Below are 21,169 nucleotides of genomic sequence, written 5' to 3'. Positions count from 1 at the left end.
CTCAACCACCGAGGGTCATCTTCCAGTTCTACCAGGGCGACGGCTCGTAGTCCTTGAGGAAGCAGCCGTACAGGTCGGTCCCGGCCTCGCCCCGGACGATCGGGTCGTAGACGCGGGCCGCGCCGTCGACCAGGTCGAGGGGCGCATGCCAGCCCTCGGCGGCGATCCGCAGCTTCTCCTGGTGCGGGCGCTCGTCCGTGATCCACCCGGTGTCCACCGCGGTCATCAGTACCCGGTCCTTCTCGAACATCTCCGCCGCGGAGGTCCGGGTCAGCATGTTGAGGGCGGCCTTGGCCATGTTGGTGTGCGGGTGTCCCGCGGACTTGTATCGGCGGGAGAACTGCCCCTCCATCGCAGAGACGTTGACGACGTACCCGCGTCGCGCCTTGGACGTCGCGGCCCGCATCGCGGGCCGCAGCCGGGAGATGAGCAGGAACGGCGCGATCGCGTTGCAGAGCTGGACCTCCAGGAGCTCCAGCGGGTCCACCTCGTCCACGACCTGGGTCCACGAGTTGGTCGTCTGCAGGTCGGGGAGGAGCCCGCCGGCGTCGACGGCGGTGCCGGCCAGGTGGGCATCCAGGGAGGCCGAGCCCGCCCTAAGGGCCAGCGCTGTCAGGGACGCCGCGGTGTGCATCGCGACGGCGTCGTCCTGCGACTGCCCCTCGTGGTGGGCGACCGACAGGGCGGTCAGTGCCCCCGCGATCGCGGCAGGGTGCGCCTCCGAGATGCGATCGAACGTGACCATCTCCGGCGCTACCAGCCCGTGGGGAAGCGGGGCGACCGGCGACGACTCGCCCGTGACGAGCTGCGAGTAGGACCCCGGGGACCGGCGGACGGTCTGGCAGGCGTTGTTGACCAGGATGTCGAGCGGTCCCGCCGCGGCGACGTCGTCGGCCAGGGCGATCACCTGGGTCGGGTCACGCAGGTCGATCCCGACGATCTTGAGCCGGTGCAGCCAGTCGGCGGCGTCGGGCATCGCCGAGAAGCGGCGCACCGCGTCTTTCGGGAAGCGGGTGGTGATGGTGAGGTGAGCGCCGTCGCGCAGCAGGCGCAACGCGATGTACATGCCGATCTTCGCCCGGCCCCCGGTGAGCAGGGCGCGGCGGCCGGTCAGGTCAGTGCGCTGGTCGCGCCGCGTGTGGCTCTTCGCGGCACAGGCGGGGCACAGCCCGTGGTAGAACGAGTCGACCAGCGTGTAGTCGGTCTTGCAGATGTAGCAGGCGCGGGCGGTGCGCAGCTCCCCGGCGAACGCCCCCGGCGCGGTCGAGACCAGCGGGATGCCGGCGGTCTCGTCGTCGATCCGCGCCGCCGAACCGGTCGCCGTCCGCTCGATGACGCTCCGGTCGTGCGCCTGGATCTCCTCGCGGACCGCGGCCTTACGGGACTTCTTGAGCAGCTTCCACATGTAACCGGTCGCCCGTTTGACCGTCTGGACGTCGGGATGGTTGGGTTCGAGGTCCTTGAGCCGGCCCAGCACCCGGAGGGTGGTGGCAAGCTCGTCCGGGTCGATCCCCGCGTTCGTCGGCACGCCGTAGGATAACCGGCGCGCAGGCCCGGCACCCTGCTCGGTCCACACGGAGCGGGCTATCGTGACCGGATGTCGGGAGTCCCATGCTGAGTCGGGTAGCGGACGGCGTGCTGACGCACCAGAGCGAGCTGCTGGAGAACAATGCGGTCGTGGTGCAGGGCCCGAGCGGCGTACTGCTCGTCGACCCGGGGTTGACCGAGTCCGAGATGACCTGCCTGGCACGCGATCTTCGCGAGCTCGGCCAGAGCGTCGTGGCGGGCTTCGCGACCCATCCGGACTGGGACCACGTGCTGTGGCACCCCGAGCTCGGCGATGTGCCCCGGTACGGCACGGCACGCTGCGCGGCGGTCATGCAGGCGTTCCGGTCGGACCCGGACTGGAAGGCGCACGCCGCCGAGGCGCTGCCGCCGGAGATCGCCGAGGAGACGCCGCTGGACCTGTTCGGCCTCATCACCGCGCTGCCGGCCGGAACCACGGAGATCCCCTGGGAGGGACCCCGGGTCCAGGTCGTCGAGCTTCCTGCGCATGCTCCGGGGCATGCGGCGCTGTTCATCGAGGAACGCCGGGTGCTCGTCGCCGGCGACATGCTCTCCGACGTCCTGGTTCCCAATCTCGACGTCCTGAACGACACCAACGACCCGATCGAGGAGTACCTCGTCGGACTGCAGCGGCTCGAGGACCTGACCGGCAAGGTCGATGTCGTCGTCCCCGGGCACGGGTCGGTCGGCAGCGCCGACGAGCTGCGCGCACGGATCGAGCTGGATCGCGCGTACGTGCTCGCCTTGCGCGAGGGCCACGTCCCCAGCGACCTCCGGGTCGGCGAGACGGCGAAGCCCGGCTGGGAGTGGACCAGCGACATCTCCGCCGAGCAGGTCCAGCGCCTCTCCGAGCGAAGCCGACACGGCGGCAACCCCGACTAACTCGGGACCGGTCCCCAAAGATCTGGTCGCTCTCCCGCTCGTCCGTGCCAAGATTCGTCGGTGGAGATGACCGACGTGACCCGTGCGATCGCGGCTGCGACCTCGGTCGCCGCATCGCTGGACCTGCCTGCCAAGGACGCCATCGTTCTCCATAACTCGAACAAGCTGGCACTGCGGCTGATGCCATGCGACGTCCTTGCTCGGGTCGCCCCTCTGGGGCAAGAGGTCGCACAGTTCGAGGTCGAGCTCGCTCAGCGGCTCGCCGACGTCGGAAGCCCGGCGGGCCGGTTGGAGCCGAGGGCGGACCCGCGTGTGTACACGCGGGATGGCTTCGCAGTGACGCTGTGGACCTACTACGAGCCCGTGACACCCCACACCTCACCAGCCGACTACGCCAAGGCGCTGGAGCAGTTGCACGACGGCATGCGCAAGGTCGACGTGCCGAGCCCGAGGTTCACCGACCGGATCACGGAGGCGGAAGAAATCGTCGCCGACCCGGACCGCTCGCCGGCGCTGGCCGACGCGGACCGCGTATTCCTCGGCGGCAGGCTGGCGAGCCTGCGACGAGCGATCGACGACCGCGGCGCCGTGGAACAGCTGCTCCACGGCGAGCCGCATCCGGGCAATGTGCTCAGCACGACGAACGGCTCATTGCTCATCGACCTCGAGACGTGCTGCCGCGGGCCCGTCGAGTTCGATCTCGCCCATGTTCCCGAGGCGGTCTGCGAGCACTACCCGGGCCTTGACCAAGGGCTGCTGGACGAGTGCCGGCAGCTCGTCATCGCGATGGTCGCCGCGTGGCGTTGGGACCTCGATGACCAGTTTCCGAACGGGAGGCGGTTCGGGGAGGAGCTCCTGCGCTTGCTGCGCGAGGGTCCTCCGTGGCCGACGCTCGACACGGTGACCCGGCGACTGGACGGTCTGTAGAAATCGCTGAAGATCAAGCGGACTCGCAGATGCAGAGTTGAAGGGGAGCATCCATGGCAAATGGGCGACCGGACCAGTCGCCGAAGCGTTCGACGAGCTGGAGGCCGCCGAGCGAGAGGAGCAGTGGCAGCTCCTGCGGGAAGATGCTCCTGATCTCGAGCGGTGCGACGACGAAGTCTGGCTCGGAGCTGGTCGAGAGGTGCCACGTCCCGCGTGTTACCTGCGCGGACGCGTCGTAGGTATCGGCGACATCGACGCTGACGTCGCCACGGTCCGGGTCCCTGAACGACAGCGACTTCCGGTTGCGTCGCACCCCATCGGCTTCGGCAAGTAGCCGCACGCTCGGGTTGAATACATCGAGGACGAACCTTGCTCCAGGTGCCAGGTGTCTTCGAATCGACCGGAAGCAGCTCACCAGATCCTCGGCTTCGTGCAGATGCAGCAGAGAGTTGGCTGCGATGAACACGTAGTTGAATGTGCGGCCCAGATCGAAGTCCCGCATGTCGCCCTGGATCCACTCCACCCCGACACCGCGCTCGTTCGCCTTGCGGCGGGCCTCGGCCAGCATGTCTGCCGAGAGGTCCAGGCCGACGCACTGCTGCCCGTCGGACGCGATGGGGATCAGCTTGCGCCCGGTGCCGCACGCGAGTTCCAGCACGCGCCCGCCTTGCCGTTTCGCGTCGGCCCGGTAGAAGTCGACCGAGGGCCCGCCGCCCGGGAACATCAGGTCGTACAGCCTCGCGTGCGAGTAGAACGCTTCACTCTGGTTCGAGGGCTGTCGTCGACGACTCACGCCGAGAGCCTACTGACCTTCTCCCCAGGAAACCGCCGCCCTGTCTGTTGTCAATGGACGGGGGTTCGGCAAGACTCGGCTGGCCGGAGCCATGCCGGTGCGTCGACAGGGCACGGTTTCGGCTGGAGGATCACGTGATCAGAAGGCTCGTGTCGTGGGCGTTCTCGCTCGTGTCCTTCGGGGGCGGTGGAGCCGCCGCAGTGCTGATCTATCCGCTGCTGGCGATTCCGCTCTACATGGTCCTGGTCGTGGTCGCGATCCTCACCGACACGTCCACGGGTGGACCGTTCGCTCTGCCGCTCATGCTCGTCGTGGCGACGGTCGTGGGCATCGTGTACACGGTGCTCGCCTACGTCGCGGTCGGGGTTCGCGAACCGGCGATGACCATCATCGAAGCCCTGGCCTGGTCGGCCAGAATCGCGGTTGTCGGACTCCCCGCGTGGGCGGTGATCGCGTCGGTGTGGTTCGGTCTCCGCATTGTTCGCGGGGCGGTTCGACTCGCCGAGAACTCTGTTGTCCACCAAGACCGCGCCGTCGTCGGAGTATGAGTGGCGCTGACCGGGGCCAGGAGTGGGGGCGCACCTCGATGCTCTACTCGCGTGAAGAGGTCCGGCTGATCAGGCGGCTGGTTCGGCCGTTCTACCTGAAGATGTACCTGGTGGAGGCGCCGACCGAAGTTGATCCGGGCGCTGCACCTCGGTTCCGGCGAAGGCTGATCAGAGCGGGTAGGGGACTGACTTCCGAGCAGGTGGAATGGCTGCTCCTGAGCGGCGGGTGGCGTGAACAGACCATGGGCGCGTGGTTCGCTCTGGCGGTACCCGTCGACAGAGTTCGCGAGGCAGTCGCCGCGGCGTGGATCGACGGGCCCTCCCATGCTGCAGGCCCCTTGGCGGTCGTCAGCGCGCTGATCACTGGGTCGGACGCCGTCGCGGGGATGCAGTCGTTCGTTGCGCGTCCCGATGGCCGTGATGACCTCGGAACCACGGGGTTCGTATCGGCGGCCATCACCCACCTGGGTGGTTCTCCGCCCTTCGATCCCGATCCCATGGTCGTTGCCTCGTTCCAGGACTCACTGAAGGTCGCTACCGATCTTCAGAGCGACTTCCGAACGGCGCGTGGTTCATTGTGGCTTGCCTCTCTGGCGGGGCGGTAGAAAAAGTTATACCGTTGCTTCATGAAGACAGCGATCAGCCTCCCGGACCACACGGCCGAACGCTTCGACCACATCGCCCAGAAGCACGGCATGACGCGGTCGGAGTTCTACAGGCGTGCTGCCGAGCACTACGCCGACGAGCTGACCGGTGCGGACCTGACCGCCCAGATCGACGACGCTATCGAGGCCATCGGCCAGCCCGGCGACGACACCGCCGACTTCCGTCGCACTGCGAACGCCCGCCTGGTCGAGGCCTCGGACGAGTGGTGATCCGGCGCGCGGAGGTGTGCTGGGTCGACTTCGGAGAACCCCGGGGAAGCGTTCCGGCCAAGCGGCGCCCAGCCGTCGTCGTGCAGTCCGACCAGTACAACAAGTCCCGCATCGCGACTGTCGTCGTCCTGCCGATCACATCCAACACGGCCCATGCGCGGCACCCTGGCAACGTGTTCCTCCCGGCTCTGGCGTCCGGGCTGCCGAAGGACTCGGTCGTCAACGTGTCCCAGCCGATGACCGTGGATCGCGCCGACATCGACGCCACCGGATTTGCGCTTCCTGACAACCTGATGGACGCCGTCGACGCCGGCCTTCGACGCGTCGTGGACTTGTAAGGGTCGACCTGGCGGGTGGGCGATGGAGGAGGCGGTTCCTCCGCCGTCTCGTTGGTCCTGAAGCCCGATCAGCTCAGCGGAACGATCCCGGTCCGCCCCCCAGGCGCCGTGCTCCGAGAGCGGTCGGAAGGCGGCCAGGGCGAGCGTGGTGCCGGGGTGGTCGCGCACCACGGCGGCCGGCATCTCGGTGGGTGGAAGGTGTGGTTCATCTGGCGTGCTCCATCTTGTAGTGCAGGCGCATCATCCAGGTGCGCCACATCCGCAGCTCGTGGTCGGTGCGGAGCACCCCGTACGGGTCGCGGTACAGGCGGAAGGTCTCGTGGAGCGGGACGCGCGCTGCGAAGTCCCGTCCGCCGTCGTGGACGACGACGTACGCGCCGTCCTGCCCGAACCGTCCCGGGGGCGACTCCAGGACGAGCCCGCCCTCGTCGGTGACGGCGGGCCGCAGGAAGACCTGGACGTTGCCGGACTCGAGCGGGAACGCGACGTGGACGCTCGGCCGCGCTGCGCCGGGAATCCGACGCGCCGAGTAGCAGCCGCTGAACACGTAGCGGCCCGACGGCTTGAGCGTCCGCAGCCACGCGGCGCCCACCTGCTCGCCGTCCCGGTCGCGGATCACGCGGACGCGGCTGTCCATGCCGTGCGCGACGTCGAGCGGGCGCATCGGGAGAGAAAGCTGCTCGACCCGGCGGGCGAACAATCGCGCGATCAGCTCACCCGCCGGCCAGAACAGCGGCGACCATCCGGTCCACACCTCCATGTGCCAGGCGGCGGTGTGCTCGTAGAAGTCGCGGATCTGCGGATCCAGCCGGGCGGCGTCGAACCCGGGACCGTCGAGGACCGTCATCGCCGGAAGCAGGCCGGGCGCCGGGCCTGCTGACGGATCCGTGGTCGCGGGGGCGTCGTCGACCGTGCCGCCGTGGTGCGCGGCCTCGGCGGCGAGCCAGCCGTCCCCGACCGTGGACGAATGACTCATCGGGGCGCGCAACCAGGAGTGGTGCGTGGCGAGGTCGACGGGCTTGCCGACCAGTCGCCAGAACTTCCGGGACCCGAGGTCCAGCAGATGGTTCACGAGAACGCATTCTCGCAGGGGGTGAGCGGTCGGTTACCGTCAGGGCGTGCTGCTGCCTGAACCGTCGGTGCCCGGGGCGGACCTGCCCGTCCGGGCGGTGCTGCCTGCCGCGGTCGACGCGGTGCGGTCGCACGGTACAGCGGTGCTGGTCGCGCCGCCTGGATCGGGGAAGACCTCGCTGCTCCCGCTTGCGCTGGCCGACGCGCTCGGGGGCACGATCATCGTCGCCGAGCCGCGAAGAATGGCAACCCGTGCGGCTGCTGCTCGCCTGGCGATGCTGGTCGGCGAACCGCTCGGGCAGCGGATCGGCTACGCGATGCGCGGTGAACGCAGCGGCGGCAAGGGACTCCGAGTCGAGGTGGTGACGACGGGGCTCCTAGTCCGGCGTCTGCAGCAGGACCCGGAGCTGCCGGGTGTCGCCGCGATCGTGATCGACGAGTGCCACGAGCGGCACCTCGATGCCGATCTGCTGCTCGCGCTCTGCGTCGACATCCGGGCGAATCTCCGGGAGGACCTGGCGATCGTCGCGACCTCGGCCACGGCGGACACGGTCAAGCTGAGCCGCGCACTGGGCACGGACGTTCCGGCGCCCGTGATCACCGCAAATGCCGCGCTGTTCGACGTGGCGGTCGAGTGGGCCCCACCCCCGGTCGCCGTGCCGCTGCTGCCCGGTGGGCGGGTCGACCCGCGTCTGCTGGACCACGTCGCGGCCGTCGTCCGGCGTGCCCTGACGGAGAACGACGGCGACATCCTCGTGTTCGTCCCGGGGGAGGGGGAGATCAACGGTGTGACCCGCCGGTTGGCCGGTGAGAACGTCCTGCCGTTGTTCGGTCGCCAGTCGAGGGCTGAACAGGACCGCGCGCTGGCGCCGGCCGCCACTCGCCGGATCGTGGTCACCACGTCGGTCGCGGAGAGTTCGCTGACCGTGCCCGGGGTCAGGGTCGTGGTCGACGCGGGTCTTGCCCGGGAGCCGCGGACCGATCAGTCCCGTGGGCTCGGTGCGTTGGTCACCTGCCGGGTGTCGAGGTCGTCGGCCGACCAGCGAGCGGGTCGCGCCGGGCGGGAGGCGCCTGGCCGGGTCTACCGGTGCTGGTCCGCCACCGACCACGGCCGTCTCGACGATCATCCGGCGCCGGAGATCGCGATCGCCGACCTGGCAGCTTTCGCCCTCGACCTCGCGGCGTGGGGCGCGCCCGCTGGTGACGGTCTGACCTTGCTCGACGCGCCGCCGGCGCCGGCGATGACCGCGGCCACCGAGCTGCTGCGCCGCATCGACGCCTTGGACGACGACGGCCGGATCACCGAGCGGGGCCGGCGGATGAGGGCGGTCGGGGCGCATCCTCGCCTTGCTCGTGCGTTGCTGGACGGGGCGCCGCGGGTCGGCGCCGACCGGGCGCGCGAGGTCGTCGCGATGCTGTCGGACGACTCCGGCCGCGGCTCCGGCGATGACCTGCCGGCCCGCTGGCGAGCCCTTCGCAGCGGCGCGGACCGCGGAGCCACGGCCCGCTGGCGCGAAGAGACGAAGCGCCTCGGCCGAGGCACGACGTCCGGCGACCCGTCGGGTGGGCAGGCTGGCCGGGGGACGCGGGGCGTCCCGGACGATCTCGCAGCGGGAATCGTGGTGGGGCTGGCGTATCCGGACCGGATCGCGCGGGCCCGGGGGACCGACTCGGCGACCTACCAGATGTCCGGTGGCACGGGTGCCGCCCTGGATCCGCAATCGCCCTTGCGGACCACGACCTGGCTGGCCGTCGCGGTCGCTGACCGGGCACCGGGTCGCGCCGACGCCAGGATCCGTTCCGCCGCGCCGATCGACGAGCAGACCGCGCGAGACATCGCAGGCGACCTCGTCTCGACCACCGACCAGATCCGCTGGGACGACGGCCGGATCGTGACGCGGCGCGTGGAGACGCTCGGCGCGATCGTGCTCGGCGACGTCCCGCTGACCAATCCCGACCCCGTGCTCGTCCAGGCGGCCGTGCGCGACGGTATCCGGCGCAGCGGTCTGTCCGTACTGCGCTGGTCAGAGGCCGCACTCGCCCTGCGGGAGCGGCGCGCCTTCTGCCACGCCCACCTGGGCGCCCCGTGGCCTGCGGTCGACGACGAGGCGCTGCTGGCCGATCTCGACGGGTGGCTGGGTACCGAGCTCGCCTCGGTGCGCGGCTCGCGCGACCTTGCCCGCATCGACGTGGCGTCGGCGCTGCGGCGGCTGCTGCCCTGGCCTGCGGCAGCCCGGTTCGGCGAGCTCGCACCGGAACGGCTCCAGGTCCCATCGGGCTCCGAGGTCCGGCTCGCGTACGACGGTGTCGAGCCGCCGGTCCTCGCAGTGAAGCTGCAGGAGGTATTCGGCTGGACCGCCACGCCGGCCGTCGCGGACGGGCGCGTCCCCGTCGTGCTGCACCTGTTGTCGCCCGCACAGCGTCCGGTCGCGATCACGAGCGATCTCGCCTCGTTCTGGAAGCAGGGCTATCCGCAGGTCCGGGCCGACATGCGAGCCCGCTACCCCCGCCATCCGTGGCCGGAAGATCCACTCACCGCCGTCCCCACCAAACGACTAAAGCCTCGCCAGTGAACTGAACTGCCCACGCCGAGTTCTGTCGTGTGGGGGGTAGTGGTTCGGCCAGACGGTCGCGTGCTGCGCGGGCACGGCCGCCCGGTGTAGGACTTTGCCCGGTGCGAACGTATCGTCAGCGGCATGACCTGGCGCAGCGACAGCTCTGAACAACGTCGAGGAGAGGCCGGCTCCCGTCCGCCGGGCGGAGCGTGGCTGGTGACAGACGTCTCGTCGCAGCCGTCCGGCCTCGGTACCCCGCCGGCCAGCACCTCGTCCCTCGGGGACGAATGGGTGCCGGGGCCGGACGGTATCCGCGAGCGCTCAGCGGCCCGCGTCATCCTGATGGACGACGACGGCCGCGTCCTTATGATCCGTGGGCACGACGTGAACCAGCCGGAACGGTCCTGGTGGTTCACGGTCGGCGGCGGGATCGACGCGGGGGAGACACCGGTTCAGGCCGCGCTGCGTGAGGCCCGCGAAGAGGTGGGGATCGACCTGGCGCCCGGTGACCTCGTGGGGCCCGTGCTCACCCGCACGGGGATCTTCGAGTTCTTCGCGGAGACGTGCCGCCAGTACGAGGTCTTCTTCGTGGTGCGGACACCAGTAGCGGTCGAGGTGACGACGGCCGGCTGGACCGCCGCGGAGCGTGAGCTCCTTGACGAGATGGCCTGGCTGACGGCGGCGCAGCTGCGGGAGCAGCCGCTGGAGGTGTTCCCGCCGGAGCTGCCGGACGTCATCGACCATCTCGTGGCCGGCTGGGACGGTGAGGTCCGCCACCTCGGCGAGCAGTTCGACGACTGACGGCGTGCCTGCCCCGGTCCGCGGCGACGTAAGATCGACGGTTGTGACAACCCCGACCGTCGGAGTCCTCGCCCTGCAGGGCGACGTCCGTGAACACCTGGCCGTCCTCGAGTCCGTGGGTGCGCGCGCAGTGACCGTGCGGCGCCCGGCCGAGCTGGCCGACGTCGACGGGCTCGTGCTCCCCGGCGGCGAGTCGACGACCATCGACAAGCTGCTGCGGATCTTCGAGCTGCACGAGCTGCTCCAGGCCCGGATCAAGGAAGGGCTGCCGGTGTACGGCTCGTGCGCCGGGATGATCCTGCTCGCCGACCGGATCCTGGACGGCACGGCCGACCAGCAGACCGTCGGCGGCATGGACATGGTCGTGCGGCGCAACGCGTTCGGGCGGCAGGTCGACTCGTTCGAGACCGACCTCGACTTCGCAGGCATCTCCGACGTGGGCAGCGGCGGCCCGGTGCGCACGGCGTTCATCCGCGCTCCCTGGGTCGAGGAGGCCGGGCCCGACGTCGAGGTGCTCGCCCGGATCCCTGCTGTGGATACGCAGGGCCGTTCGGTGGCGGCCGCCGGTAGGATCGTTGCAGCACGGCAGGGGCCGCTGCTCGCCACCGCATTCCACCCTGAGATCACGGGGGACGCGCGCGTGCACGGGCTGTTCGTCAGCATGGTTGCGGGCGGCTGAGCGGTTCCCCGCCCCGCCGTCCGAGCGCCATCGAGATAGCAAGGAGTCAGGTAGAGGCATGTCAGGTCACTCCAAGTGGGCCACGACCAAGCACAAGAAGGCCGCGATCGACGCCAAGCGCGGCAAGCTCTTCGCGAAGCTGATCAAGAACATCGAGGTCGCGGCGCGGACGGGCGGCGGCGATCTCGCCGGTAACCCGACGCTGTTCGACGCGGTCCAGAAGGCGAAGAAGTCGTCGGTCCCGAACGACAACATCGACCGCGCGCTGAAGCGCGGTTCGGGCGAGGGCGCCGACGCCGTCGACTACCAGACGATCATGTACGAGGGTTACGGCACGAACGGCATCGCCGTCCTGGTCGAGTGCCTGACGGACAACAAGAACCGGGCGGCCTCCGAGGTGCGCCTCGCGTTCTCCCGCAACGGCGGCAACCTCGCCGACCCGGGCTCCGTGTCGTACCTGTTCTCCCGCAAGGGCCTGATCGTGGTGCCGAAGGCCGACGGCGTGGGCGAGGACGAGGTGATGATGGCCGCGCTCGACGCCGGCGCGGAGGACGTCACCGACCAGGGCGACGTCATCGAGGTCCTGACCGAGGCGACCGACCTGGTGCCGGTGCGTACCGCGATCCAGGCGGCCGGCATCGAGTACGACTCCGCTGACGTGATCTTCCACCCGTCGATGCAGGTCGAGGTCGACGTCGAGGGCGCCCGCAAGATCATGCGGCTCATCGACTCGCTCGAGGACAGCGACGACGTGCAGAACGTCTACGCGAACTTCGACGCGAGCGACGAGGTCATGGCGGCGCTCGACGAGGAGGAGTAACCCTCCGGCCGCGTTCGCTGGTCGCCTACGTCGGCTGGTCGAGGCCGCGTTTGCTGGTGCGCCTGTCGGGACCGAGCTCGGCGCCGTGAGAGCCTGACGCCATGCGCGTCCTAGGAGTCGATCCCGGCCTGACCCGGTGCGGCATCGGTGTCGTCGACTCCCTGCCCGGGCGGCGGGCCCGGATGGTTGCCGTCGGGGTGATCCGCTCGGACGCCGACCTGTCCACGGACGTGCGCCTGCTGAAGATCGCCGAAGGCCTCGACATGTGGCTGGATGAGCACGTACCCGACGTCGTGGCGGTGGAGCGCGTCTTCGCGCAGCACAACGTCGGCACGGTGATGGGGACCGCCCAGGCGGCGGGCCTGGCCATGGTGGCCGCGGCCCGCCGGGGCGTGCCCGTCGCGCTGCACACGCCGTCCGAGGTAAAGGCGGCGGTGACCGGCTCGGGCCGCGCCGACAAGGCGCAGGTGACGACCATGATCACCCGCATCCTGGACCTCGACGAGCCGCCCCGGCCCGCCGACGCCGCCGACGCGCTGGCGCTCGCGCTCTGCCACCTGTGGCGGCCGGCCGGTGCCCTGCAGGGCGGCGAGCGGCACGAGCTCACCCCCGCCCAGCGGGCCTGGGCTGCCGCGGAGCAGGCCGCCAGGCAGCGTCCGCGACGCTGACGCGGCCGTATCACCCCGTGGGCGATGCGCGAAGGACGGCGTGGCACGCCCTGAGGGGTTCAGGGCGCTTGTTAGGCTCATCGCACTAACGTTCGATCGGGTCTCGACAGGCTCGACCACCGATGGAGGGGGAGAGCCCGTGATCGCCTCGCTGACGGGGACCGTGGCCCACGTGGGCCTGGACCGCGCGGTGGTCGACGTCGGCGGCGTCGGCTACCTGGTGCACGCCACGCCGACCACGCTCGCCGGGCTGCGCGTGGGCGAGAGCGCCGGCGTCGCCACGAGCATGGTGGTCCGCGAGGACTCGATGACGCTGTACGGGTTCGGCGACCCCGACGAGCGCGACGTGTTCGAGATCGTGCAGACCGTGTCCGGCGTCGGGCCGCGCCTTGCGCTGGCGATGCTCGCCGTGCACACCCCGGACGCGCTGCGGCGCGCCGTTGCAGGCGAGGACCTCGCCGCGCTGACGCGCGTGCCGGGTATCGGCAGGAAGGGCGCCCAGCGCCTCGTGCTGGAGCTGGCCGACCGGCTCGGGCCGCCGTCGGGGGCAGCGACCGGTTCGGCCAACGGTTCGCTGGTCGAACCGGTCGAGACCGACGCCGACCACTCCGAGCGCGTCGTCGAGGCCCTCGCCGGCCTGGGCTGGCCCGCCAAGCAGGCCGAGGACGCCGTCGCGAAGGTGCTCGCCGAGGCGGGAGTCGACGCCGTGGCTGCGGACGACGTCGCCTCGACGCTGCGCTCCGCGCTGCGCGTGCTGGGAGGACACCGTGGCTGAGGTCTCGACAGGCTCGACCACCGGGCACGGCTCGACCACCGGGACGGAGAGCACCGGCAGCCGGATCGTCGCCCCGAGCGCCGACGAGATCGAGCGTGCCGCCGAGGCCGCGCTGCGCCCCAAGCGGCTCGACGACTTCGTGGGCCAGCGGGTCGTGCGCGACCAGCTCTCGCTGGTGCTGCAGGCCGCGATCGCGCGCGGCAACCCGCCCGACCACGTGCTCCTGTCCGGCCCGCCCGGCCTCGGCAAGACGACCCTGGCCATGATCATCTCGGGCGAGCTGGAGTCGCACATGCGGCTCACCAGCGGCCCCGCCATCCAGCACGCGGGCGACCTCGCCGCCGTCCTGTCCTCCCTCGAGGAGGGGGACGTGCTGTTCATCGACGAGATCCACCGGCTGGCCCGCCCGGCAGAGGAGCTGCTGTACGTCGCGATGGAGGACTTCCGGGTCGACGTCGTGGTCGGCAAGGGCGCCGGCGCGTCCGCGATCCCGCTCGCGCTGCCGCGGTTCACCGTCGTCGGCGCCACCACGCGCTCCGGCCTGCTGCCCGCGCCGCTGCGCGACCGCTTCGGGTTCACCGGGCACATGGACTACTACTCGCCCGAGGAGCTGGAGCGCGTGATCCTGCGCTCCGCCGGCCTGCTCGGCGTGCACCTCGAGCACACGGCGGCCCAGGAGATCGCCGGCCGCTCCCGCGGCACACCCCGCATCGCCAACCGGCTCCTGCGCCGCGTGCGCGACTGGGCCCAGGTGCGCGGCGACGGACGGCTCGACCTGCACGCCGCCAAGTCCGCCCTGGAGGTCTACGAGGTCGACCCCATCGGCCTGGACCGCCTCGACCGCGCTGTGCTCACCGCGCTGTGCACCCGGTTCGGCGGCGGGCCCGTAGGCCTGTCCACCCTGGCCATGACCGTGGGTGAGGAGGCCGAGACCGTGGAGACGGTCGCCGAGCCCTACCTCGTCCGCGAAGGCCTGGTAGGACGCACGCCGCGCGGTCGTGTCGCGACCCTCGCCGCCTGGGAACACCTCGGGCTGACGCCGCCCGCGCCGACGCCCGGGTACGGCACCGGGACCACGAACCAGGGAACTTTGCTCGACCCCTGACGTTGATCCTGTGTTGCCCCGAGCGGGGAAACCCGAGGATCCAGCCCGGCACTACACTGGGGTGGATCCTCGTCGCACTTGCGCCGCCCAGGCGAGCGCAGCACATCCGACACAGCAATCGAACAGGGACCTCACCGTGGAAATGCTCATTCTCGTCGCGATCCTCCTCGTGGCGATGTTCTTCATGTCCTCACGCACCCGCAAGCAGCAGCGCGCGGCGGCGGAGTTCCGAAACAACCTCACGGTCGGGACCAAGGTCATGACCGCGTCCGGCATGATCGGCACCGTCGTCGACGTCGACGACGCGAACGACCAGGTCACCATCGAGTCGTTCCCGGGCAGCCCCACCACCTGGCTCCGCGCCGCCATCTCCAAGAACATCGAGGAGCCCGTCGCCGACGACGCGGACACCGACGACGCGGCCGATGAGTCCGACGTCACAGCGGAGAGCGAAACGGCAAGTACGATCAGCCCCGACGCGAAGGACGTTCCTGACGACCTGTCTGACCTGGACACCGCCCAGCGCGAGTACCGGGAGCAGCAGCGACGGGACGCCGACGCAGACGGCAAGTGACGGCCGCGCCGTCCGGTAGTCCCGGACGGCGCCGAACCCGCGCCGGTCGTACCCCGGCGCGCACACGAGAAGAGACAGACGTTGGCGACTGACACCCGGCGCTCGCGGCCGGTTCGCACGATCGTGCTCCTGACGATCCTGACGATCCTGCTGCCCTTCGGCGCCCTCTTGGCCGGTTGGCAGTTCGACGAAAAGTCGAGCGACAATCCTGACGGCGCGAGCCTGGCCCCCGGCCTGGCGCTCGACCTGCAGGGCGGCACCCAGGTGATCCTGGAAGCCGTCACCTCCGACGGCTCCGAGATCACCCCGGAGGCGATGGAGGAGGCCATCGGCGTCATTCGGCAGCGTGTGGACGCAAACGGCGTCACCGAGGCCGAGATCTCGAGCCAGGGTGCAAGGCAGATCGTGGTCGAGATCCCCGGCGAGGTCGACGACGAGACCGTCGCGCTGATCTCCCAGGCCGCGCAGATGAAGTTCCGCCCGGTCCTGACCTACGGCGCCCCGCAGCCGACGGTGCAGCCGTCCGCGTCGCCCAGCGCGTCCGCCAAGGGTGGCTCCGGCGACGACGCCGCGGCCGACGGCGGCGAGAACGCTGGCGCCGAGGACCCCGCCGAGCTCGAGAAGAAGGCCGTCGAGGAGGCCAAGGACGTCAACCCGACGGACGGGAGCGACCTGGCGCAGATCACGCCGTCGGTCCAGGCCCTCTACGACCAGCTCGACTGCACCAACCCGAAGAACCTGGAGGGCGGCGGCGGCGACCACCCGGACCGGGTGCTCGTCACGTGCGACCAGACCGGCGCGGCCAAGTACATCCTGGGCCCGGTCGAGGTCGACGGCACCGACCTGACCTCCGCCACCTCCGGTCTGATTCCGGGTTCGAACGGCACGGTCACGAACGAGTGGGGCGTCACCCTCGACTTCAACTCGGAGGGTACGACCAAGTTCCGCGAGACCACCGAGCGGCTGACGTCGCTGGAGCCGCCGCGCAACCAGTTCGCCATCGTGCTGGACGGCCTGATCGTCTCCGCGCCGAGCAGCAACGAGCCGATCACGAACGGGCAGGCGACCATCTCCGGCTCGTTCACCCGAGACTCCGCGGCCACGCTGGCCAACCAGCTCAGCTTCGGTTCACTGCCGCTGACCTTCGAGGTGGACGGCCAGAACCAGATCTCGGCGACGCTGGGTTCCGAGCAGCTGCAGCGCGGTCTGTTCGCCGGCCTCATCGGCCTGGCGCTCGTCGTCGTGTACTCGATGTTCCAGTACCGCACGCTCGGCCTGCTGACGGTCGCGTCGCTGGTCGTGGCGGGCGCGATGACCTACGTCGTGATCGCGCTCCTGAGCTGGACCATGGGCTACCGCCTCTCCCTGCCGGGTATCGCGGGTCTGATCGTGGCCATCGGCTTCACGGCGGACTCGTTCATCGTCTACTTCGAACGTATCCGAGACGAGCTGCGTGACGGCAGAACACTGCGGCTGGCGGTCCAGCGCGGCTGGGTGCGTGCGCGCCGTACGGTGCTCGCCGCGAAGTCCGTGAACCTGCTCTCGGCAGTGATCCTGTACTTCATGACGGTCGGCGGCGTGCGCGGCTTCGCGTTCACCCTGGGCCTGACCACGATCATCGACATCATGGTGGTCTTCTGGTTCACGCACCCCGTCATGGAGCTCATTGCGAAGATCCCGTTCTTCCGCGACGGCCACAAGGCGTCGGGCCTCTCGGCCGACCGCCTCGACCTGGACAAGGGCCCGCGGTACCGGGGTGCCGGCCGGTTCTCCACCCCGAAGCCGGAGGCCGCGGACGCGCCCGACTACGGCACGCCGAGCAGGGAGCGCGAGCTGGTCACTGCGCAGTCCGTGACCCCGACGCCACGCACCACCGAGGACGGACGCAGGATGACGATCGCCGAGCGGCGTGCCGCCGAGCGCAAGGCTGCCGCCGGGTCTGCTGAGACGACCCAGACGGCTCAGAACGAGGAGAAGCACTGATGGCCGGCAGCTTCGCTCACTGGGGCAACGACCTCTACACCGGGCGCAGGTCCTACCCGATCGTCCAGAGGAGGGGCCTCTGGTTCTCGATAGTGGGCCTCCTCTCGGCCGCCTCGATCCTCGTGCTCGTGTTCCAGGGCCTGAACCTCGGCATCGACTTCCGTGGTGGCTCCGAGTTCACCGTCTCGGGTGTGGCAAGCACGGACGAGGACATCGCCCTCGACACCGTCGCCACGGTCGCGCCGGGAGAGGTGCCGCACGTCACCCGGGTGGGCGCGGACTCAGTCCGCGTGCAGGTCTCGCAGCTCGACAACGACGAGACCGGTGAGCTCCAGGACGCCCTGGCGCAGGCCTACGGGGTGGCACCGTCTGAGGTCACGGCGAACTTCATCGGCCCCACCTGGGGCGAGTCCGTCAGCATGCGGGCACTGTGGGGCACCGTCGCGTTCGTGATCGCGGCAGCGGTCTTCATGGCGGTGTACTTCCGCGCGTGGCGCATGTCGTTGGCCGCTGTCGTGGCGATGCTCGCCGACGTGCTGGTCTCGGCCGGCGTGTACGCGGTGATCGGCTGGGAGGTCACGCCGTCGACGATCATCGGCTTCCTGACCATCCTGGGCTTCTCGCTGTACGACAAGATGGTCGTGTTCGACAAGGTGCGCGAGAACACGGTCGCCGTCACTGAGCAGACCCGCAGCACGTATGCCGAGCGGGCGAACCTCGCGGTGAACCAGACCCTGGTCCGGTCCATCAACACCTCCGTGGTGGCGCTGCTGCCGGTGGCGGGCATCCTCTTCGTGGGTGGCTTCCTGCTCGGGGCGGGCACGCTGAACGACATCTCGCTGTCGCTGTTCGTCGGCATCGCGGTGGGTGCGACGTCGTCCATCTTCCTGGCCACGCCGCTGGACGTGGCGCTGCGCGAGCGCGAGCCCAGGATCGCCGAGCACACCAAGAAGGTCATGGACCTGCGTGCGGGCCTCGCGGCCGAGGGCGCCTCCGACGACCTGCTGGCCGCCGCAGCGTCGGGCTCGGCGCAGCTCGTCCCCGGACACCACCAGGGACACACCGCTCAGCCCAAGCGTCGCCGGTAGGCTCCGCCTCGTGGCAGACGACATGACCGACGTCGCCCTCTCCGGCCTGGTGCCGGAGAGGGCGACGCGCATTCGCGACCTGATCGCGGACGTCCCGGACTTTCCCTCACCGGGCATCCTCTTCAAGGACATCACGCCCCTCCTGGCCGACGCCGAGGGGCTGGCCGACGTGGTGGAGGCGTTCACGCGGCTCGCGCTGGCCGACGGGGTCGATGTAGTAGCGGGGATGGAGGCCCGCGGCTTCCTGCTCGGCGCGCCCGTGGCGCACGCGCTCGGCCTGGGGTTCCTGCCCCTGCGAAAGGCGGGCAAGCTCCCGCCGCCCACGCACAGCGTCTCGTACGACCTGGAGTACGGCTCGGCATCCATCGAGCTGCGCTCGGGAACACTCACCCCGGGTGCACGCGTTCTGATCATTGACGACGTTCTCGCCACGGGTGGTACCGCGGCGGCGGCCGCGCAGCTGGTGGAGAAGTGCGGCGGAGTGGTTGCCGGGCTCGCCTTCCTGCTCGAGCTCGAGGCACTTCACGGCCGGGACAAGCTCAAGGGCCACAACGTCGATACTCTCCTGCGGGTAGACACGACGTCCGGTGAATGAGCCGGTCGGACGGGGAATAGAGGTCCAGGGCTAGACTGGCGACTCCGGGTCGGACCCGGGGAAGGAGGCGCGTACATGGCGGAGAACACGGTGTCACGCGCTCCTGTGCCTGAGAAGAGCCCGCCCACTCCGCCCGGTGGCAACCGGATGCGGAACCGGCTGGTGCGCCTCGGTGTGCGTAGCGTGGGTGGCGGCACGCCCGCGGCGATCGAGCCGCTGCTGCAGGCGATCCGCAGCAACCACCCCAAGGCCGACGTCTCCCTGATAGAGCGAGCCTACGTCGTCGCGGAGAAGGCCCACCGCGGGCAGATGCGCAAGAGCGGCGACCCGTACATCACGCACCCCGTCGCGGTCTCCACGATCCTGGCCGAGCTCGGCTTCGAGGGCACCACCATCGCGGCGGCGCTGCTGCACGACACGGTGGAGGACACCGACTACTCGCTGGACACGCTGCGCACCGATTTCGGCGACGACGTCGCGCTGCTGGTGGACGGCGTCACCAAGCTCGACAAGGTGAAGTACGGCGACGCGGCGCAGGCCGAGACCGTGCGCAAGATGGTCGTGGCGATGGCCAAGGACATCCGCGTGCTGGTCATCAAGCTGGCCGACCGCCTGCACAACGCCCGCACCTGGAAGTACGTACCGTCCAAGTCGGCGGAGCGCAAGGCGCGCGAGACCGTCGAGATCTACGCGCCCCTGGCCCACCGGCTGGGCATGAACACCATCAAGTGGGAGCTGGAGGACCTGTCCTTCCAGGCCCTGTACCCCAAGGTGTACGACGAGATCGTGCACCTCGTGGCCGAGCGGGCCCCCGCGCGCGAGGAGTACCTCGGCGTGGTGAAGGGCCAGATCGAGTCCGACCTGCGCAGCGCCAAGATCAAGGCCGCCGTGACGGGCCGGCCGAAGCACTACTACTCGATCTACCAGAAGATGATCGTTCGCGGTCACGACTTCGCGGAGATCTACGACCTCGTCGGCACGCGCGTCCTCGTGGACACCGTGCGCGACTGTTATGCGGCGCTCGGCGCAATGCATGCGCGGTGGAACCCGGTTCCCGGCCGGTTCAAGGACTACATCGCGATGCCGAAGTTCAACATGTACCAGTCGCTGCACACGACGGTGATCGGCCCGGGCGGCAAGCCCGTGGAGATCCAGATCCGCACGCACGACATGCACCGGCGGGCCGAGTACGGCGTCGCGGCGCACTGGAAGTACAAGGAGAAGACGCCCGCCGGCGGGACGGGTGGCAACGACCCGAAGAACCAGGACATGGCCTGGCTGCGCCAGCTCGTGGACTGGCAGCGCGAGACCGCCGACCCGGCGGAGTTCCTCGACTCGCTGCGGTTCGAGATCGGCGGCGACGAGGTCTACGTCTTCACGCCGAAGGGCATGGCGATGGCGCTGCCGGGCGGCGCGACGCCCGTCGACTTCGCGTACGCCGTGCACACGGAGGTGGGCCACCGCACGATGGGCGCCCGCGTGAACGGCCGCCTCGTGCCGCTGGACTCGCCGCTGGAGAACGGCGACGTCGTCGACATCCTCACCTCGAAGTCGGAGACGGCCGGGCCGAGCCGCGACTGGCTCGGGTTCGTGAAGTCGCCGCGCGCGCGGAACAAGATCCGCCAGTGGTTCACCAAGGAGCGTCGCGAGGAAGCCGTCGAGACCGGCAAGGACGCGATCGCCAAGTCGATGCGCAAGCAGGGTCTGCCGATCCAGCGCCTCATGTCGCACGAGACCCTGGTCGGGGTCGCGAACGAGATGAACTACCAGGACGTGTCGGCACTGTACGCCGCCGTCGGCGAGGGGCAGGTCTCGTCCGCGCACGTCGTGGAGAAGCTCGTCAAGGCGCTCGGTGGAGCCGACGGCGCGGAGGAGGACGTCGCCGAGGCGGCCCGGCCCGGCGGGCTCACCGCCCGGCGCGTGCGCGCGGGCGACCCGGGCGTCATGCTCAAGGGCTCCGACTCCGCGGACGTATGGGTCAAGCTCGCCAAGTGCTGCACCCCGGTGCCGGGCGACGACATCGTCGGCTTCGTCACCCGCGGCCAGGGCGTGAGCGTGCACCGCACGGACTGCGTGAACCTGGACGGGCTGCGCAAGCAGCCGGAGCGCCTGGTCGAGGTGGAGTGGACGCAGGGCGCCAACACGATGTTCCTGGTCCAGATCCAGGTCGAGGCGCTCGACCGTTCGCGGCTCCTGTCGGACGTCACGCGTGTGCTGTCCGAGAACCACGTCAACATCCTGTCGGCGTTCGTCTCGACGTCGGACGACCGGCTGGCCGTCTCGCGGTTCATCTTCGAGATGGCCGAGCCCGCGCACCTCGCGACCGTCCTCGCGGCGGTCCGGAAGGTCGAGGGCGTGTTCGACGTGCACCGCATCACCGGCACCAAGCCGGTGGACCGGCCGCAGCTCCCGGTCTGAGAATCGACAGTCCGCTCCCGGTCGAGCCTGTCGATACCCCGCGATGTCCGGTTGCCGCAGGTGACCGCTATGGCCTGCTTTGACCGAATTGGTACCCCCTGTGGGTAT

General features: G+C 70.1%; 21 protein-coding genes. 18 read left to right on the top strand and 3 right to left on the bottom strand.

What is annotated here, in order from left to right; genetic code table 11:
- Positions 1 to 28: 28 nt before the first annotated feature.
- Positions 29 to 1,528, bottom strand: coding sequence for an SDR family NAD(P)-dependent oxidoreductase (locus tag IE250_RS01070; RefSeq protein ID WP_189667427.1), 1,500 nt, complete (start codon positions 1,526 to 1,528; stop codon positions 29 to 31).
- Between the two features lie 83 nt (positions 1,529 to 1,611).
- Here IE250_RS01070 and IE250_RS01065 point away from each other — a divergent pair, with 83 nt between their 5' ends.
- Complete coding sequence (locus tag IE250_RS01065) at positions 1,612 to 2,448, top strand: MBL fold metallo-hydrolase (RefSeq protein ID WP_189667426.1); 837 nt, start codon at positions 1,612 to 1,614, stop codon at positions 2,446 to 2,448.
- Between the two features lie 66 nt (positions 2,449 to 2,514).
- The gene (locus IE250_RS01060; RefSeq protein ID WP_189667425.1) at positions 2,515 to 3,375 is read left to right on the top strand and encodes a phosphotransferase family protein; all 861 of its coding nucleotides are present in this window, start codon (positions 2,515 to 2,517) and stop codon (positions 3,373 to 3,375) included.
- A 13-nt stretch (positions 3,376 to 3,388) separates the two neighbouring features.
- On the opposite strand, the gene IE250_RS01055 is transcribed toward IE250_RS01060, so the two are convergent.
- A complete protein-coding gene (locus tag IE250_RS01055; protein ID WP_229872035.1) occupies positions 3,389 to 4,168 on the bottom strand; it encodes a class I SAM-dependent methyltransferase in 780 nt (259 codons plus the stop codon).
- A gap of 134 nt (positions 4,169 to 4,302) precedes the next feature.
- Between IE250_RS01055 and IE250_RS01050 the strand changes: the two genes are divergently transcribed.
- From IE250_RS01050 to IE250_RS01035, 4 genes are read left to right on the top strand one after another with little or no spacing between them, the layout of a single operon-like run.
- The gene (locus tag IE250_RS01050) at positions 4,303 to 4,716 is read left to right on the top strand and encodes a hypothetical protein (RefSeq protein ID WP_189667424.1); all 414 of its coding nucleotides are present in this window, start codon (positions 4,303 to 4,305) and stop codon (positions 4,714 to 4,716) included.
- A 38-nt stretch (positions 4,717 to 4,754) separates the two neighbouring features.
- Complete coding sequence (locus IE250_RS01045) at positions 4,755 to 5,321, top strand: DUF6000 family protein (protein ID WP_189667423.1); 567 nt, start codon at positions 4,755 to 4,757, stop codon at positions 5,319 to 5,321.
- Positions 5,322 to 5,342: 21 nt separating this feature from the next.
- Complete coding sequence (locus IE250_RS01040; RefSeq protein ID WP_189667422.1) at positions 5,343 to 5,591, top strand: CopG family ribbon-helix-helix protein; 249 nt, start codon at positions 5,343 to 5,345, stop codon at positions 5,589 to 5,591.
- Positions 5,588 to 5,929, top strand: coding sequence for a type II toxin-antitoxin system PemK/MazF family toxin (locus tag IE250_RS01035; protein WP_308434098.1), 342 nt, complete (start codon positions 5,588 to 5,590; stop codon positions 5,927 to 5,929). The genes IE250_RS01040 and IE250_RS01035 overlap by 4 nt, the downstream gene beginning before the upstream one ends.
- A 205-nt stretch (positions 5,930 to 6,134) precedes the next feature.
- On the opposite strand, the gene IE250_RS01030 is transcribed toward IE250_RS01035, so the two are convergent.
- Positions 6,135 to 7,001 (bottom strand): hypothetical protein, encoded by an 867-nt coding sequence (locus IE250_RS01030; RefSeq protein ID WP_189667420.1) that lies wholly within the window; start codon positions 6,999 to 7,001, stop codon positions 6,135 to 6,137.
- A gap of 46 nt (positions 7,002 to 7,047) precedes the next feature.
- Between IE250_RS01030 and hrpB the strand changes: the two genes are divergently transcribed.
- The 12 genes from hrpB (at position 7,048) to IE250_RS00970 (ending at position 21,061) form a co-directional block, all read left to right on the top strand.
- A complete protein-coding gene (hrpB, locus tag IE250_RS01025; protein WP_229872034.1) occupies positions 7,048 to 9,573 on the top strand; it encodes an ATP-dependent helicase HrpB in 2,526 nt (841 codons plus the stop codon).
- A 123-nt stretch (positions 9,574 to 9,696) separates the two neighbouring features.
- A complete protein-coding gene (locus tag IE250_RS01020) occupies positions 9,697 to 10,356 on the top strand; it encodes an NUDIX hydrolase (RefSeq protein ID WP_189667419.1) in 660 nt (219 codons plus the stop codon).
- Between the two features lie 43 nt (positions 10,357 to 10,399).
- Positions 10,400 to 11,035: a pyridoxal 5'-phosphate synthase glutaminase subunit PdxT gene (gene pdxT, locus IE250_RS01015; protein WP_189667418.1), complete on the top strand. Its 636-nt coding sequence runs from the start codon at positions 10,400 to 10,402 to the stop codon at positions 11,033 to 11,035.
- A 58-nt stretch (positions 11,036 to 11,093) separates the two neighbouring features.
- A complete protein-coding gene (locus IE250_RS01010; protein ID WP_189667417.1) occupies positions 11,094 to 11,855 on the top strand; it encodes a YebC/PmpR family DNA-binding transcriptional regulator in 762 nt (253 codons plus the stop codon).
- Positions 11,856 to 11,956: 101 nt separating this feature from the next.
- Positions 11,957 to 12,523 carry a crossover junction endodeoxyribonuclease RuvC gene (gene ruvC, locus IE250_RS01005; RefSeq protein ID WP_189667416.1) on the top strand — a complete coding sequence of 189 codons (567 nt, stop codon included), beginning with the start codon at positions 11,957 to 11,959 and terminating at the stop codon, positions 12,521 to 12,523.
- A gap of 139 nt (positions 12,524 to 12,662) precedes the next feature.
- A complete protein-coding gene (gene ruvA, locus IE250_RS01000) occupies positions 12,663 to 13,298 on the top strand; it encodes a Holliday junction branch migration protein RuvA (protein ID WP_189667415.1) in 636 nt (211 codons plus the stop codon).
- Between the two features lie 64 nt (positions 13,299 to 13,362).
- Entirely contained in the window at positions 13,363 to 14,403 is a 1,041-nt protein-coding gene (gene ruvB / locus IE250_RS00995) for a Holliday junction branch migration DNA helicase RuvB (protein ID WP_189668263.1), read from the top strand.
- Between the two features lie 142 nt (positions 14,404 to 14,545).
- Positions 14,546 to 14,977: a preprotein translocase subunit YajC gene (gene yajC / locus IE250_RS00990; RefSeq protein WP_189668262.1), complete on the top strand. Its 432-nt coding sequence runs from the start codon at positions 14,546 to 14,548 to the stop codon at positions 14,975 to 14,977.
- Positions 14,978 to 15,058: 81 nt separating this feature from the next.
- The gene (gene secD, locus IE250_RS00985) at positions 15,059 to 16,960 is read left to right on the top strand and encodes a protein translocase subunit SecD (protein WP_229872033.1); all 1,902 of its coding nucleotides are present in this window, start codon (positions 15,059 to 15,061) and stop codon (positions 16,958 to 16,960) included.
- On the top strand, positions 16,960 to 18,048 hold the full coding sequence (gene secF, locus IE250_RS00980) for a protein translocase subunit SecF (RefSeq protein ID WP_189667414.1): 1,089 nt from the start codon (positions 16,960 to 16,962) through the stop codon (positions 18,046 to 18,048). Before secD ends, secF begins: the two co-directional genes overlap by 1 nt.
- 22 nt (positions 18,049 to 18,070) lie before the next feature.
- Positions 18,071 to 18,643 (top strand): adenine phosphoribosyltransferase, encoded by a 573-nt coding sequence (locus IE250_RS00975; RefSeq protein ID WP_189668260.1) that lies wholly within the window; start codon positions 18,071 to 18,073, stop codon positions 18,641 to 18,643.
- Positions 18,644 to 18,718: 75 nt separating this feature from the next.
- Positions 18,719 to 21,061, top strand: a complete 2,343-nt coding sequence (locus IE250_RS00970) for a RelA/SpoT family protein (RefSeq protein ID WP_189667413.1) — start codon at positions 18,719 to 18,721, stop codon at positions 21,059 to 21,061.
- Positions 21,062 to 21,169: the final 108 nt, after the last annotated feature.

The organism is Promicromonospora soli, from assembly GCF_014653785.1.
Classification (GTDB): domain Bacteria; phylum Actinomycetota; class Actinomycetes; order Actinomycetales; family Cellulomonadaceae; genus Promicromonospora; species Promicromonospora soli.
Note: the sequence above shows the minus strand (reverse complement) of the source record. Positions and strands in the feature narration are given on the sequence as shown.